Raw genomic sequence first — 15,926 nt, forward strand, 5'->3', positions numbered from 1 at the left:
CGCCATGGATGTCCGTCTGAAACCGGTTGCCTTCGCGAACCTGCCCGGATGGACCGAGGACGATCCAACACCCCTGTTTGAGGCGATGGGGCGCTGCCGCGACCAAATCCAGGCGGTGAAGCCCTATCGCACCGGTTCTCTGGGCATCACGGCAAACGAACTCCTGCCGGCGCTTACCGCGGCGGCGGGCTGGTCGCCGGGCACGGCCGCACAGGCGCGGGAGTTTTTCGAACACTGGTTCCAGCCGTTTCTGATCGAAAGGCCGGACGACGAGCAGGGGTTTGTCACGGCCTACTACGAACCGGAAGTCGAGGTGCGCGCCGTGCCGGATGCGGCCTACCGCTTTCCGTTCTACCGGAGGCCGGATGATCTGGTCGACGTCGACGATTCGAACCGGCCGTCCGGCTTCGACCCCTATTTCGCCTTCGGCCGCCTGCGCGGCGGCACGATCGAGGCGTATCCCGACCGCGCGGCAATCGACGGAGGGCTGCTCACCGGGCGCGGGCTCGAGATTGCCTATGCCCGCTCCAAGGTGGATGTCTTCTTTGTCCACGTCCAGGGCGCCGCGCGCCTGCGCTATCCCGACGGCAGCGTCCGGCGCATCACCTACGCCGCCAAGACCGGGCACCGGTTCTCGCCGATCGGCCGGCTTTTGATCGAGCGCGGCGAGATCGATGCGGCGGCGATCTCGATGGCGGCGATCCGGGACTGGCTGGCGCGCCACCACGACCAGGTCGATGAGGTCTTGTGGCACAACCGGTCCTACATCTTCTTCCGTGACGGCCCGGTCGACGATGTGCGCCTGGGTCCGGTCGCCGCCGCGAAGGTGCCGATCCTCGCCGGGCGATCGCTGGCTGTCGACCGGTTGATCCACACTTTCGCAACGCCGTTCTTCATCCGCGGCGAGCGCCTGACGCATCTGGACGGCGGCAGGCCCTTCGCCCGAACGATGCTGGCGCTGGACACCGGCTCGGCGATCGTCGGTCCGAACCGCGGCGACATCTTCACCGGATCGGGCGATGCCGCCGGCGCGCTGGCCGGCCACGTGCGCCACGCGGCCGACTTCCATGTCTTCGTGCCGAAGACGGCGGCGCGGAGAATGCAGCATGGCCAGGGATAAGCCGCTCAGCGCCGAGGACCGGATTCTGTGGGGCAAGGTCGCGCGCAGCGCGCGGGCGTTGCCGGGTCGCCTCCAAGAACTGGAGCTGCAGGAGGCCGACCTGATGCCGGACGTGAGTATCGCTTCGCCGGCTTCGCAGCAGGTCGGGCGTGCCGAACATTCGTCCGATGGCGGAGGAATCCGGATAACGAAGGCCGAGCCGGCCGAGGGTCGACACCATCCGCTGGAGCGCCCCGTCAAGCGCAAGATCGCGAAGGGGCGGCTGGCGCTGGAGGCGCGCATCGACCTGCACGGCATGATCCAGAGCGAAGCGCACGGCTTCCTCCTGAGTTTTCTGATGCACGCTCACGCCCGCGGCCTGCGGCACGTACTCGTCATTACCGGCAAGGGCACCTCGCTCGGCAGCGACGGTGCACTGAAGCGGGCCGTGCCGCTCTGGTTCGCGCTGCCCGAGTTCCGGCCGTTGATCTCCTCCTACGAGCCTGCGGCCCGCAACCACGGCGGCGAAGGCGCGCTTTACGTGAGGCTGGCCCGGGCGAAGGGGGAGCGCGGATGACGACCCCGTTCGGCATGGCGGTCCGGCACCTGCGGGCCAGGAAGGGCGTGTCGCAGAAGGAGATGGCCAAGGCGCTGAACGTGTCGCCGGCCTATCTGTCCGCGCTGGAGCATGGCCGCCGCGGCACGCCGAGCTTCGATTTTCTCCAGCGTGTCGCCGGGTATTTCAACATCATCTGGGACGAGGCCGAGGAACTGTTCCGGATCGCCGGCATTTCCGACCCGCGGATCACCGTCGACACGGCCGGCCTGCCACCGGAATACACCGCCTTTGCCAACCGTCTCTCGGCCGAAATCCGCAATCTGCCGCCGGAAACGATCAGGCGGCTGGCCGGCATTCTCGAAAAGGCCTGCAATTCACCCGGCAAATCGACGTGATCCCCCGAATTCTGCCGCTATTGGCGGCGACATGGTTTGGAAAACCGGGCCAAAATCCCTATATTCGCGAGGTTGGAAGAGCGGTGATTCGCCGTTTCCGGCCTCCTCAGGAACCCTGGAAAGACACCCCGCATGACTGATACACCCGAGACCGAAACCGGCGGCCCGGCAGAGTATGGCGCAGATTCCATCAAGGTGCTGAAGGGCCTTGATGCCGTGCGCAAGCGGCCCGGCATGTATATCGGCGACACGGACGACGGCTCCGGCCTGCATCACATGGTCTACGAGGTGGTCGACAACGCGATCGACGAGGCGCTGGCCGGGCATGCCGACATCGTCACGGTGACGCTGAACGCCGACGGCTCGGTCACGGTGACCGACAACGGTCGCGGGATTCCCACCGACATCCACAAGGAGGAGGGGGTGTCGGCGGCCGAGGTCATCATGACCCAGTTGCATGCCGGCGGTAAGTTCGACCAGAACTCCTACAAGGTTTCGGGCGGACTGCACGGTGTCGGCGTTTCGGTGGTGAACGCGCTGTCGGTGTCGCTGAGGCTGAAGATCCGCCGTGGCGGCAAGATTCATGAAATGAGCTTTACCCATGGCGTTGCCGATGGTCCGCTGACCGTTACCGGGGACTGCGGCAGCGACACCGGCACGGAAGTGACCTTCCTTCCCAGCGAGCAGACCTTCTCCAACACCGAATTCGACTATTCGACGCTCGAGCATCGGCTGCGCGAACTCGCCTTCCTCAATTCGGGCGTGCGCATCCTTCTGACCGACCGCCGTCACTCCGACATCAAGTTCGACGAGATGATGTATGACGGCGGCCTCGAGGCCTTCGTCTCCTATCTCGACCGCGCCAAGAAGCCGCTGGTCGCCAAGCCCGTGTCCATCCGCGGCGAGCGCGACGGCATTACCGTCGAGGTGGCGATGTGGTGGAATGACAGCTACCACGAGAACGTGCTGTGCTTCACCAACAACATCCCGCAGCGCGACGGCGGCACCCATCTCGCCGGGTTCCGCGGCGCTCTGACGCGCCAGGTCGTCTCCTATGCCGAGACCTCCGGCATCCTGAAGAAGGAGAAGGTCTCGCTGACCGGTGACGACTGCCGCGAGGGTCTGACCGCCGTTCTGTCGGTGAAGGTGCCGGATCCCAAGTTCTCCTCGCAGACGAAGGACAAGCTCGTGTCGTCGGAGGTACGCCCGGTCGTGGAAAGCCTCGTCAACGAAGCGCTCAGCCACTGGCTGGAGGAACACCCCAGCGACGCAAAGGTGCTGGTCGGCAAGGTGGTCGAGGCGGCAGCGGCGCGCGAAGCGGCCCGCAAGGCGCGCGAACTGACGCGCCGCAAGGGTGCCCTCGACATCTCCTCGCTGCCGGGCAAGCTCGCCGACTGCTCTGAGCGCGATCCGGCGAAGTCGGAGCTCTTCCTGGTGGAGGGCGATTCCGCCGGCGGTTCGGCCAAGCAGGGCCGCTCGCGCGAGAACCAGGCGATCCTGCCGCTACGCGGCAAGATCCTGAACGTCGAGCGGGCGCGGTTCGACAAGATGCTGTCGAGCCAGGAAATCGGCACGCTGATCACAGCGCTGGGCACGTCCATCGGCAAGGACGAGTTCAACGCCGACAAACTGCGCTACCACAAGATCATCATCATGACGGACGCCGACGTCGACGGTGCGCATATCCGCACGTTGCTGTTGACCTTCTTCTTCCGCCAGATGCCCGACCTGATCGAACGCGGCCACCTCTATATCGCCCAGCCGCCGCTCTACAAGGTCTCGCGCGGAAAGTCCGCCCAGTACCTGAAGGACGAAAAGGCCCTGGATGATTACCTGATCACGGCCGGTCTTGACGAGGCGGCGCTGGAACTCGGCTCGGGCGAGGTCCGGGCCGGGCAGGACATGCGCGAGGTCATCCAGGACGCGCTGCGCCTGCGCTCGCTCGTGGACGGCCTGCATTCGCGCTACAATCGCGCCATCGTCGAGCAGGCCGCGATCTGCGGCGCGCTCAATCTCGAGCTCAGCCACAACGGCCAGGCCTACGCCGAGATGGCCGAGCAGGTCGCGCGCCGGCTCGACCTCATCGCCGAGGAGACCGAGCGCGGCTGGACCGGCGGCGTGGCCGGCGATGGCGGGCTGAAATTCGAACGCACGGTGCGCGGCGTGAAAGAGTTCGCGCATCTCGACATGGCGCTGGTCGGTTCCTCCGACGCCCGTCATATCGACCAGATGGCCATGCGATTGAAGGACATCTATGCCATTCAGCCGAAGCTGAAGCGCAAGGAATCGGAGGTCGAGATCACCGGGCCGCACGCGCTGCTGGACGCCATTTTCGCCGCCGGCCGCAAGGGCCTGTCGCTGCAGCGCTACAAGGGGCTCGGCGAGATGAACGCCGAGCAACTCTGGGAGACGACGCTCGATCCGAACGTTCGCTCGCTGCTGCAGGTGCGCGTCTCGGATGCGACCGATGCCGACGGCCTGTTCTCGCGCCTGATGGGCGACGAGGTCGAGCCGCGGCGCGAGTTCATCCAGGACAATGCCTTGAGCGTCGCCAACCTTGATATTTGACCGGGACGAGCGCCCGCAAAGCAAGGACAACCCGAAAACCCCGCGCCGTCTGGTGCGGGGTTTTTGCTTTCCTGCGAACGGCATCGTCCCGATCCGGCACGAGTGGTCCGCGTGCGCGCAACGACGGGGTCACTCGCGTCCGAATTGTCCTTCGAACACAAAGGCCTCGACCGGGTTCCTCTGGCTCGGAACCTCCCTGACCTGAAGATCCTCGGGAAGGCTATCCCTTGCCGCGAGCCTTCCGACCGCCAGCCCGGCTTCGACTCGATAGCCGTCGGGAACCTGCAGAGTCGCCATGGCCCGGTCGCGCTCGATCCCGGCCATGGCATGGGCGAAATAGCCGGAGATGGCCGCCTGCAGCGCCAGCGACATCCAGGCGGCACCGGTGTCGAAGGCGTGGGTGTAGGCCGGCCGCAGTTCACCCGACGCGGAAAGGTTATGGGTCTTCGATAGAATCACGGCGAGCACCGCCGCGTTCTGCGCCCAGCGCTGATTACCCGTGTCCAGCGTGTCGAGGATCGCGCCGAACGCATGCGTGCCGCGGTGGGCGTAGACGAACCGCCACGGCTGGCGGTTGCTGGCGGAAGGCGCCCAGCGCGCGGCCTCGAACAGGCGCAACAGGTCCTCCTGCGGCATGGTCTCGCCCGTAAACGCACGCGGCGACCACCGCTCGACGAAAACCGGGTGGACTTCATGGTCGGCGGTGCGGCCATTGATCTCTGGCATGATGCGATCCAAGGGCGTTGGTTCCGGAACGGCCTTGAAGATGCACCCATGCCGAGGGAATGTCGACCGATCCGGCGCCGCCCGGCGTTTCGCCGGCGGCCGGACCATGATCAATTGTCGCGGGGAGGAGATCGAATGGACGCGAAGGCATTCAGGGAGTGGTCGCTGAGGGCGGCGGAGTGGGGGGTGGAATACAGGCGGACGATCCGCGATCGCCCGGTGAGGCCGACCATCGCGCCGGGCACGGTCGCGGCCGGCATCCCGGCGGCCCCGCCGGAAGACGGAGAGCCGATGGAGCGGATCTTCGCCGACTTCGAGGAAACCATCGTGCCGGGCATGACCCACTGGCAGCATCCGCGCTTCTTCGCCTATTTCCCCGCCAACGCTGCGCCGGTGTCGGTGGTTGCCGAATCGCTGGTCAGCGCCATGGCCGCGCAATGCATGCTGTGGCAGACCTCGCCGGCGGCGACGGAGCTTGAAACGAAGGTGCTCGACTGGCTGCGGCAGGCCATCGGCCTGCCCGAGGGCTTTGCCGGCGTCATCCAGGACTCCGCCTCCTCGGCGACGCTGGCCGCCGTGCTGGTCATGCGCGAGCGGGCGTTGCAGTGGAACGGCAACAGGCGCGGACTTGCGGGCGGCGAGCGCGTGCGCATCTATGCTTCGCACCAGGTGCACACCTCGATCGACCGCGCCATCTGGATTTCCGGCATCGGCGAGGACAACCTTGTCCGCATTCCGGTGGCGGGGCCCTTTCGTGGCATGGACGTGGTGGCGCTCGAAGCGGCGATCGAGGCGGATGTGGAATCCGGCTACCGGCCGGCTGGCGTCATTGCCTGCACCGGCGGGACCAGCACCGGGGCCTGCGACGACATCGCTGCCGTGGTCGAGGTCGCCCGCCGCCATGGGCTCTACGTCCACGTCGACGCGGCCTGGGCCGGCGCGGCAATGATCTGCGGGGAGTTCCGCGCGCTCTGGGCGGGCGTGGATGGTGCCGATTCGGTCGTGTTCAATCCGCACAAGTGGCTGGGGGCGCAGTTCGACTGCGCCGCTCATTTTCTGCGCAAGCCAGATGATCTGGTGCGCACTTTGGCGATTCAGCCCGAATACCTGAAGACCCACGGCAAGGATGCCGTGATCAATTACTCCGAGTGGTCGGTGCCGCTCGGCCGGCGCTTTCGCGCACTGAAATTGTGGTTCCTGATCCGCTATCACGGCCTTGGCGGGCTGAAGGCGATGATCCGCAACCACGTTGCCTGGTCGCAGCGGCTGGCCCGCCGGCTGGCGGCCGAGCCGGATTTCGAGATCGTCACCGGGCCGGTTCTGTCGCTGTTTTCGTTTCGCCACCTGTCGGCCGGCGACCCCGATCACCACAATCAGGCGCTCCTGAACGCGATCAATGATGACGGACGCCTCTACCTGACGCAGACCCGTGTCGACGGCCGCCTGGTGATCCGCTTCCAGGCGGGTCAGTTCGAGACGACCGAAGCGGACACGGAAGCCGCCTTCGACGTCATTGTCGAGATGGCGCGAAAGGGCCTATAACCGCGGCACGAAACGCTCAAGGAGGAGACCGATCATGAACCTGAAGGACCCGACCCTGCTGCGCCAGGCCGCGCTTGTCGGCGCGCGCTGGATCGAGGCCGACCCGGCCAGCGGCATTTCCGTGACGAACCCGGCGAACGGCGAACTCGTCGGCCATGTTCCCAAGCTCGGCGCCGCGGAAACGAAGGAAGCGATCGCCGCCGCGGCGACGGCGCAGAAGGAGTGGGCGGCGCGGCCGGCCAAGGAGCGATCGACGATCCTGCGCAAGTGGTTCGAACTAATGATGGCCAACCAGGACGATCTCGGCCGCATCCTGACGGCAGAGCAGGGCAAGCCGCTGGCCGAGGCCAAGGGCGAGATCGCCTACGGCGCAAGCTTCATCGAGTGGTTTGCCGAGGAGGCGCGCCGCGTCTATGGCGAGATCGTGCCCGGTCACCAGAAGGACAAGCGAATCCTGGTGATGAAGCAGCCGATCGGTGTCGTCGCGGCGATCACGCCGTGGAACTTTCCCAATGCGATGATCACCCGCAAGGCGGGGCCGGCCTTTGCCGCCGGCTGCGCGATGGTGCTGAAGCCGGCGTCGCAGACACCGTTCTCGGCGATCGCGATCGCCGTGCTGGCCGAACGCGCCGGCCTGCCTGCCGGCCTGTTCAGCGTCATCACTGGCTCGGCCGCGGCGATCGGCGCGGAGATGACCGCCAACCCGACCGTGCGCAAGCTGACCTTCACCGGCTCGACCGAGATCGGCGCCGAGCTTTACCGGCAGAGCGCACCGACCATCAAGAAGCTCGGTCTCGAGCTCGGCGGCAACGCGCCATTCATCGTCTTCGACGACGCCGATCTCGATGCGGCGGTCGAGGGGGCGCTGATCGCCAAGTACCGCAATAACGGCCAGACCTGTGTCTGCGCCAACCGCATCTATGTGCAAGATCGCGTCTATGATGCCTTCGCCGAGAAGCTCGCTGCGGCTGTGTCCCGGCTGAAGGTCGGCAACGGTTTTGAGGAGGGCGTCGTTCTCGGGCCGCTGATCGACCGGGCGGCTCTCGCCAAGGTCGAGGAGCATGTCGCCGACGCCGTGGCCAAGGGCGCGCGTATCGTTCTCGGCGGCAAGCCCCACGCCCTTGGCGGTACGTTCTTCGAGCCGACCGTGATTGCCGGCGTAACTCCGGAAATGGCGGTGGCACGCGAGGAGACCTTCGGCCCGGTGGCCCCGCTCTTCCGCTTCACCGACGAGGCCGATGTGATCGCCCAGGCCAATGACACGGAGTTCGGCCTTGCTTCCTACTTCTACGCCCGCGATCTCGCCCGCGTCTATCGCGTCGCCGAGGCGCTGGAATACGGCATGGTCGGCGTCAACACCGGCCTGATTTCGACCCCGGAGGCGCCTTTCGGCGGCGTCAAGCTCTCCGGGCTCGGGCGTGAGGGTTCGAAATACGGCATCGAGGAATTCGTCGAGATCAAGTACGTTTGCCTCGGCGGCATCGCCTGATTCCATCCGCCGTCGGTTGCCGGTCGCTTGCGGCCGGCGGCTGGTTCGCTTCAGCCAAGATTCAGCCAAGATAAGGAGTCCCGCATGCCTGCCCCGAAGAACCCGTTCAAGGCCGCGCTGCGCGAGGGCCGGTTCCAGCTTGGCCTCTGGGTCGCGCTCGGCAGCGCCTATGCCGCCGAGATCGCCGCCGGCAGCGGCTATGACTGGCTCCTGCTCGACGGTGAACACGGTCCGAACGACATGCCGCGGTTGGGGGCGCAGATCGCCGCGCTGCGCGGCAGTGCCAGCCACCCGATCGTGCGCCCGCCGATGGGCGAGGCCTGGCTGTTGAAGCAGCTGCTCGACCAGGGAGCCCAGACCTTCCTGATTCCGATGGTCGAAACGGCGGACCAGGCCCGAGCGCTCGTGCGCGCGCTGCGCTATCCGCCGGCCGGCATCCGCGGCGTCGGCGCCGGGCTCGGTCGATCAAGCAACTTCAACCGCACGCCCGACTATCTGGCGACGGCCAATGACGAAATCTGCCTGATCGTTCAGATCGAAAGCAGGGCCGGGCTGGCCGCGCTCGACGAGATCGCCGCGATCGACGGCGTGGACGGTATTTTCATCGGCCCGTCCGATCTTGCCGCCGACATGGGCTATCTCGGCCAGCCGGCGGCGGCACCGGTGCAATCGGCAATTCGCGACGCCTTCGCGCGCATTCAGAAGCGGGGAAAGGCGCGCGGGATCATGACGGTGGTGCTGGAACAGGCCCGGGCCTATCGCGCCATGGGCGCGGATTTCATGGCGATCGGCACCGACGTCAATTGCCTGGTGAAGTCGATGGACGGCCTGCGCCGGGACTTTCTCGGCGAGGCGGGCCCGGTCGATGCGAAGGGGGGCGGCTACTGACCCTTGATCCCACCGCTGTTCAGTTGATCGATTGCAGCAGGGTCTCGCGGGCCGACTTCAGGTGCTGCCGGCAGGCCGCCTCGACGCGAACGGGATCATGCGACTGCAGCGCCTCAATATAGGCGAGGTGCTCTTCCATTGCGCGCGCGTTACGCTGGCGCGCGTTCGTCTTGTTCCACTGGTAGTGGTAGTGGAAGACGATGGCGATGATGTCGTAGAAGTCGACGATGAAGCGGTTCTTTGACGCCTTGTGGACGAGCAGGTGGAAACGCTCGTCCAATTCGGAGAACTCGCGGTAGCGATTGTCGACGTCGGCAAGGATGTCGCGATGCAGGGCCGCGATTTCCTCCAGTTCCGCCCAGGCCGGGTGGTCGTCGGGCAGGTGGGCGAAGGCGGCCGCGGAGCGAAGCTCGAACATCTCGCGCACCTCGGTCAGTTCCAGCGCGAATTCGGTTGTGAACCCTTTCAGCACCCAGTGGCTGTTCGGTCGCTTCTCGATCAGGCCGAAGCGGCTGAAGCGGATCAGGAATTCGCGCACGCTCGTCGTCCCGGTGCCGATCTCGCGGGCGAGTTCCAATTCGTTGATCTGCATGCCCGGCTCGGCGCCACCGGCAAGAATCCGGCGCATGAAGCTGCGTTCGATGATTTCGGCCAGCGAATCGGTCTCTTCCGTCGGGAAATAGTCCGCCGGCAGCGGCTTTCGCAGCACGACCTTGCGGCGTTTCGACCAGTCGATCAGGCCGATTTCCTCCAGCCGCGTGAGGATCGCCCGAACGGTGGTTCGGCTGACGCCGAGCTGGCCGCCGAGCTCCGGCTCGGAGGGAAGGCTGTCGCTCTCCGACAGCAGCCCGAGGCAGCGGTTGAATGCGTCCTTGAACACGGTGTTCTGCTTTGCCATGGATCCTGCCGGTCAGATGGAGATGCAGCGCTTCCCTTAAGCGGTGACTGCCCGTTTATCCAGATGGATGCGCCACGAAGGTGCCCGTGGTCGCTATCGCGGCTTTCGCGTCCAGCGGCCGGCATGCCGGCCAGTCCCGCCTGCCAAAGCCATAATAGCCATTGACCTGAATTTGTCTATTGTGGATAAAAGACAGATAGGTGATCGGCAGCCGACCGGCCCTTCAGGCGCAGCATGCCGCCCTGAGGGCGCGCCGCGGGTGCGCTGGTCCGAGACGGGAGGAGCAATGCGCACGAGAACGATCGGCAAGGCCGGACTGGCCATCACCGAGTTCAGCTTCGGCACGGCCGCGCTCGGCGGGCTCTATCGCGCCTGCCCGCGCGAGGCGGCGATGGACACGCTGCAGGCCGCCTGGGACGCGGGAATGCGCTATTTCGACACGGCGCCCTGGTACGGGTTCGGCCTTGCCGAGCGCGAGACCGGCGACTTCCTTCGCGGCAAGCCGAAGGGCGAATGGGTGCTGTCGACCAAGGTCGGGCGGATCATGTTCCCGGTCGACGACGACAAGGTGCCGACGCGGTATGGCTACGTCGACCCGCTGCCCTTCGATGTCCGCTACGACTACAGCTATGACGGCATCATGCGGTCGTTGGAGCTGAGTTACGCCCGGCTCGGCCTGAACCGGATTGACGTGCTCTATGTCCACGATATCGGGGTCTACACCCACGGCGCCGAACGCAATGCGTTTCATTTCCGCGCGCTGATGGATTCCGGCCTCAAGGCGCTGGAGGAGTTGAAGTCGTCCGGCGTCATCAAGGCCTACGGCCTCGGCGTTAACGAGGTGCCCGTCTGCCTCGAGGTGATGGCGCGGGCCCCGATCGACTGCATCCTGCTGGCCGGCCGCTATACGCTGCTCGATCGGTCGGCCGTGCGGGAACTGCTTCCGCTCTGCCTCGATCGCAACACTGCCGTCGTGGTCGGGGGTGTCTTCAACTCGGGAATCCTGGCGACGGGCGCGGTGGACGGGGCCCATTTCGACTACATGCCCGCTCCGGCGGAGGTCAGGAAGCGGGTGCGGGCGCTGGAAGATCTGGCCGCCGACAACGGCGTGTCGCTGGCAGCGGCGGCGATGCAGTTCCCGCTCGGGCATCCGGCGGTGGCCTCCGTTCTGCTGGGCACCGCCAGGCCCGAGAGCCTGCGGCGCAACATGGAACTGACGGCGGCAGCGGTGCCCGCTGCGCTCTACGAGCAATCGAGCGCCTTCACCCTGGTGGCGCCGCCGCTGGGCTCGGAGGCGGTCCGCCAATAGGACAAGAAAGGACCAGCGCATGTTGAAAGGTATCCATCCCCTGCTCGGCCCCGATCTCCTCCACGCGTTGCGGACGATGGGGCACGGCGACGACATCGTCATCGCCGATGCGAATTTCCCGGCGAATTCCATGGGGCCGAAGGTCATTCGTGCGGACGGGGTCGATGCCCTCGCCATGACCGAGGCCGTCCTGGCCCATATGCCGCTCGACACCTTCGTGGCCGAGGCGGCGTGGCGCATGCAGGTCGTCGGCGATCCGACGGCGGTGCCGCCCGTGTGCGCGGCGTTCCAGGACATTGTTTCCCGGCTTGCCGGCGACTTCACGGTTCATTCCGTGGAGCGGTTCGCCTTCTACGACATGGCGCGGCGCGCTGCCTTCATCGTCGCCACCACCGAGTTTCGGCTTTACGGCAACATCATCCTGAAGAAGGGCGTGGTCCACCCCGACGAGGTCTTCGCAGGTTGAGGATGGCGATCCGAATGATGGAATGAACATTCCATATTGACAACAATGTGGAACCAATGTTGCATTACGCCTGTCCGGTCACGCCGGAGGCGCGGGAGGATTGGTGTCGAGGGAAGAGACGGCACTGACGCTTGCGCAGGGGAGATGGCCTTGTTGCCGGGCAAGGGATGACGGGAGCATCGGCTTGCCAAGGACCCAAGTCTCGGCTAGCTTGCACCTAAAATGTTTTTTATCGATAAAAACCGATCGTCAGCGTTCAACGGTTCGGTTTCACTGGAGGAGAACGCACCCAGAGAGGAGAACCTTCATGCGCATTGCCAAATCGCTTTTGTCCCGCCGCGCCTTTGCCGCACTCGCCGGGGCCGCGGTGTTCGCCGCGATGTCCCCGGTCACATCGTCCGCGCAGGATGTCACCATCCCGATCATCGTGAAGGACACGACCTCGTTCTACTGGCAGATCGTTCTCGCCGGCGCCCGCGCCGCCGGTAAGGACCTGGGCGTGAACGTGCCCGAACTGGGCGCACAGTCGGAAGCCGACATCAACGGCCAGATCAGCATTCTCGAGAACGCCGTTGCCGGCAAGCCGGCCGCGATCGTTATCGCTCCGACCGAGTTCAAGGCGCTCGGCAAGCCCATCGACGAGGCGGCCAAGTCGGTTCCGATCATCGGCATCGACTCGGCGGCCGATTCCCAGGCCTTCACCTCGTTCCTGACGACCGACAACGTCCAGGGCGGACGGATCGCAGCAGACGGACTGGCCGCAGCCGTCAAGGAGCTGACCGGCAAGGAAGAGGGCGAGGTCGTCATTCTCACCAACTTGCCGGGCGTCGGTTCGCTCGAGCAACGTCGCGAAGGCTTCCTCGACCAGGTCAAGACGAAGTACCCGGGCCTCAAGGTCATCGCCGACAAGTACGGCGACGGTCAGGCGACCACCGGCCTCAACATGATGACAGATCTGATCACGGCCAATCCGAATCTGGTCGGCGTCTTTGCCTCCAACCTGATCCTGGCGCAGGGCGTCGGCCAGGCCATTGCGGAAAACAGTCTCGGCGACAAGATCAAGGTGATCGGCTTCGACAGCGACGACAAGACCGTTGGCTTCCTCAAGGACGGCTCCATTGCCGCTCTTGTGGTGCAGGATCCCTACCGCATGGGCTATGACGGGGTGAAGACGGCGCTTGCGGTCTCCAAGGGCGAGACGGTCGAGACCTTCGTCGACACCGGCGCAAATCTCGTGACCAAGGAGAACATGGGCGATCCGAAGATCGATGCCCTGCTGAACCCGAAGATCAACTGAGCAAGCAGGACCGCGCCGGCGTCGGCCGGTGCGGTCCCCTTCGGCCGTTGCGCCGGCTGTCGCAGACATCGGCCGGAGGGCGCGGGCGCGTGCAAGCGAGGAGGTAAGGCCCATGACCCTGGAAGAGGTCGCTCACCGTCACGACCAAGGCAGCGCCGCGCTGACCGAGGCCAGCCGCATTCCGCGGGGCGCGCCCATCCTCGAACTCAAGGGGCTTCAGAAGAACTACGGCTACCTGCAGGCGCTGAAGCCGGCGACCCTGACCTTCCTGGCCGGGGAGATCCATGCGATCGTCGGTGAGAACGGGGCGGGCAAGTCGACCCTGATCAAGCTTCTTACCGGCGTCATCCCCCGGACCGCGGGCGACATCGTTTGGTGTGGCCACCCCGTCGCGCTCGCCAGCCCCAACGAGGCAATCGCGCGCGGCATCAACGCGGTGCACCAGGAGGTCGTGCTGTGCCCCCACCTGACGGTCGCGGCAAACCTGTTCCTCGGCGACGAGGTCTGCCGCAGTGGCCTGATGCGCCGGCGGCAGATGGAGAAGGTCGCGCAGTCCGTCCTTGACGACCTGGGTTTCGACCTGCCGGCGGCCGTGCCGCTGGGATCGCTGACGATCGGCCAGCAGCAACTGGTCGCCACGGCGCGCGCGGCGATGCGTGGCACGCAGTTCCTCATCTTCGACGAACCGACCGCCTACCTCACGAGACAGGAGTCCGCGCAGCTGTTCAAGCTGATCCGCCGGCTGCGTAGCGAAGGCGTGACGATCGTCTACATCAGCCACCGCATGGAGGAGGTGTTCGAACTCGCCGACCGGGTGTCGGTGCTTCGGGACGGGACCCATGTTGGCACGCGCAAGATTGGCGAGACCGGCGAGAGCGAACTGATCGCGCTGATGATCAACCGGTCGATCGAGCAGATCTACCACAAGGAGAAGATCGCGTTCGGCGAAACCATCCTCGAGACGCGCGGTCTGACGGGGCCTGGCTTCCAGGATGTCTCCCTGACCGTGCGGGCAGGGGAAATCGTCGGCCTCTACGGCCTGATCGGCGCCGGGCGCAGCGAATTTGCCCTGGGCCTCTACGGTCGCCGCCCGGTTTCGGCCGGCGAGGTTCACTGGATGGGGCGAACGGTGGAGGTCAAGAACGAACGGACCGCGATGGGCCTGGGCATCGCCCTCGCCCCGGAAAGTCGCCGCGACCAGGGGCTCTGCCTCAACCTGCCGATCGGCCTCAACATCAACCTGCCGGTGTTCCGGCGGCTGAGCCGCGGCCCCGTGATCGGCCGCGCCGACGAGGCAGCCAACGCCGATCGGCAGATTCGCGACCTCAGCATCAAGACCCCGAGCCGGCAGGTGCTGGCCTCGTCCATGTCCGGCGGCAACCAGCAGAAGATCGTGATTGGCAAGTGGCTGAGCCATGGCGCCCGGCTGTTCATCTTCGACGAGCCGACAGTCGGCGTCGATGTCGGGACCAAGGCGGAAATCTACAGGCTTTTTGCCACGCTGCTGAAGGAGGGGGCCGGCATCATCCTGATCTCCTCCTACCTGCCGGAGGTCTACGAGCTCGCGGACCGCCTGCATGTGTTCCGCGGCGGCAGGATCGTCGGCAGCCATGATTACCACGCCGCGTCCCACGAGGACGTGCTCGCCGAAGCGATCGGCGTCTGAGCGAAGAAGACAGAATGGGGGAGAAGCCGAAATGACCATCACTTCGACGGAAAGCGCAGGAGCTGCGCCGCGGCGCGGGATGAACATCCTCTTCAGCCTGACGCTGATCGGTCTGTTGCTGGCCCTCTGGATCGCGCTCGGCATCGGCACGGCGAGCTTCTGGACGCCGCTGAACATCTCGAACCTGCTGCGGCAGGGGGCGATGACCGCGATCCTCGCCGTCGGCCAGACCTTCGTCATCATCACGGCCGGAATCGACCTGTCGGTCGGCGCGATCGTCGGTTTCTCCACCGTCGTGCTGGCCTGGCTGCTGCAGGCCGGGGTGCCGCTGTGGATTGCAATCGCCGCCACGCTTCTGCTGGGCGTCGCCATCGGCGCTTTCCACGGCTTCGGGATCGTCCGCATGGGGCTGCCGCCGTTCATCATCACGCTCGCGACGCTGACGTCGCTGCGCGGCGTCGGCCTGCTGATCACCAACGGCTCGACCATCTCGATCACCAACGAGGCGTTCACCAACTTTGCCCGCGCCGATTTCCTCGGCATCCCCAGCCTGTTCTGGATGGTGATCCTGGTCGCCGTCCCGGCCTATGTGTTCCTGCACCTCAGCCGATGGGGCCGCTACCTGTTCGCCGTCGGTTCCAACAGCGAGGCGGCGCGGCTTTCGGGCGTGAATGTCCACCGCACCGTCTACACGGCCTATATCCTGTCGGCGACCTGCGCCGCCTTCGTCGGCGTCCTGCTCGCCTCGCGCATCGGCATCGGCAATGCGACCCAAGCGGAGGGGTGGGAATTGCAGGCGATCGCGTCGTCGGTCATCGGCGGCACCAGCCTGTTCGGGGCGGTCGGTTCGGTTCACGGTCCATTGATCGGCGCCTTCATCCTTGCAACGATCAACAACGGTGCGAACCTGCTGAACGTGAACTCGTTCTGGCAGCGCATCATTACCGGCCTGCTGATCATCGTCATCGTCTACTTCGATCAGCTCCGTCGTCGCGGCAGCCGCTGAGCCACGGCGACGCCCCGC

General features: G+C 65.8%; 14 protein-coding genes. 12 read left to right on the top strand and 2 right to left on the bottom strand.

Translation table 11 applies throughout. The annotated features are described in order from the left end of the window. The first annotated feature begins 4 nt into the window (after window positions 1-4). From mltA to gyrB, 4 genes are all read left to right on the top strand, one after another. Window positions 5-1,120 (top strand): murein transglycosylase A, encoded by a 1,116-nt coding sequence (mltA, locus tag ACXAGF_RS19790; protein WP_475019074.1) that lies wholly within the window; start codon window positions 5-7, stop codon window positions 1,118-1,120. Further along, window positions 1,107-1,676, top strand: a complete 570-nt coding sequence (locus ACXAGF_RS19795) for a Smr/MutS family protein (protein ID WP_475019075.1) — start codon at window positions 1,107-1,109, stop codon at window positions 1,674-1,676. Before mltA ends, ACXAGF_RS19795 begins: the two co-directional genes overlap by 14 nt. Then, window positions 1,673-2,053 (top strand): helix-turn-helix domain-containing protein, encoded by a 381-nt coding sequence (locus ACXAGF_RS19800; RefSeq protein ID WP_475019076.1) that lies wholly within the window; start codon window positions 1,673-1,675, stop codon window positions 2,051-2,053. Before ACXAGF_RS19795 ends, ACXAGF_RS19800 begins: the two co-directional genes overlap by 4 nt. A gap of 132 nt (window positions 2,054-2,185) precedes the next feature. Then, on the top strand, window positions 2,186-4,621 hold the full coding sequence (gene gyrB, locus ACXAGF_RS19805; protein WP_475019077.1) for a DNA topoisomerase (ATP-hydrolyzing) subunit B: 2,436 nt from the start codon (window positions 2,186-2,188) through the stop codon (window positions 4,619-4,621). Between the two features lie 129 nt (window positions 4,622-4,750). Here the strand turns inward: gyrB and ACXAGF_RS19810 are convergent, their stop codons facing one another. Then, on the bottom strand, window positions 4,751-5,347 hold the full coding sequence (locus ACXAGF_RS19810) for a nitroreductase family protein (protein WP_475019078.1): 597 nt from the start codon (window positions 5,345-5,347) through the stop codon (window positions 4,751-4,753). Window positions 5,348-5,482: 135 nt separating this feature from the next. Between ACXAGF_RS19810 and ACXAGF_RS19815 the strand changes: the two genes are divergently transcribed. The 3 genes from ACXAGF_RS19815 (at window position 5,483) to ACXAGF_RS19825 (ending at window position 9,266) form a co-directional block, all read left to right on the top strand. Then, on the top strand, window positions 5,483-6,889 hold the full coding sequence (locus ACXAGF_RS19815; protein ID WP_475019079.1) for a pyridoxal phosphate-dependent decarboxylase family protein: 1,407 nt from the start codon (window positions 5,483-5,485) through the stop codon (window positions 6,887-6,889). Window positions 6,890-6,923: 34 nt separating this feature from the next. Further along, the gene (gene gabD / locus ACXAGF_RS19820; RefSeq protein WP_475019080.1) at window positions 6,924-8,378 is read left to right on the top strand and encodes an NADP-dependent succinate-semialdehyde dehydrogenase; all 1,455 of its coding nucleotides are present in this window, start codon (window positions 6,924-6,926) and stop codon (window positions 8,376-8,378) included. 84 nt (window positions 8,379-8,462) lie between these two features. Beyond that, window positions 8,463-9,266, top strand: a complete 804-nt coding sequence (locus ACXAGF_RS19825; protein WP_475019081.1) for an aldolase/citrate lyase family protein — start codon at window positions 8,463-8,465, stop codon at window positions 9,264-9,266. A gap of 19 nt (window positions 9,267-9,285) precedes the next feature. Here ACXAGF_RS19825 and ACXAGF_RS19830 read toward each other — a convergent pair whose 3' ends face one another. Then, the gene (locus ACXAGF_RS19830; protein ID WP_475019082.1) at window positions 9,286-10,164 is read right to left on the bottom strand and encodes a GntR family transcriptional regulator; all 879 of its coding nucleotides are present in this window, start codon (window positions 10,162-10,164) and stop codon (window positions 9,286-9,288) included. Window positions 10,165-10,450: 286 nt separating this feature from the next. On the opposite strand from ACXAGF_RS19830, the gene ACXAGF_RS19835 reads away from it, so the two are divergent. From ACXAGF_RS19835 to ACXAGF_RS19855, 5 genes are all read left to right on the top strand, one after another. Beyond that, window positions 10,451-11,473, top strand: a complete 1,023-nt coding sequence (locus tag ACXAGF_RS19835; protein WP_475019083.1) for an aldo/keto reductase — start codon at window positions 10,451-10,453, stop codon at window positions 11,471-11,473. Window positions 11,474-11,492: 19 nt separating this feature from the next. Further along, entirely contained in the window at window positions 11,493-11,939 is a 447-nt protein-coding gene (locus tag ACXAGF_RS19840) for an RbsD/FucU family protein (protein ID WP_475019084.1), read from the top strand. Window positions 11,940-12,246: 307 nt separating this feature from the next. Further along, on the top strand, window positions 12,247-13,236 hold the full coding sequence (locus ACXAGF_RS19845; protein ID WP_475019085.1) for a substrate-binding domain-containing protein: 990 nt from the start codon (window positions 12,247-12,249) through the stop codon (window positions 13,234-13,236). Between the two features lie 112 nt (window positions 13,237-13,348). Next, window positions 13,349-14,902 carry a sugar ABC transporter ATP-binding protein gene (locus ACXAGF_RS19850; RefSeq protein ID WP_475019086.1) on the top strand — a complete coding sequence of 518 codons (1,554 nt, stop codon included), beginning with the start codon at window positions 13,349-13,351 and terminating at the stop codon, window positions 14,900-14,902. Between the two features lie 31 nt (window positions 14,903-14,933). Next, entirely contained in the window at window positions 14,934-15,908 is a 975-nt protein-coding gene (locus tag ACXAGF_RS19855) for an ABC transporter permease (protein ID WP_475019087.1), read from the top strand. Window positions 15,909-15,926: the final 18 nt, after the last annotated feature.

Source organism: Mycoplana sp. ABR4_002 (genome assembly GCF_056159645.1).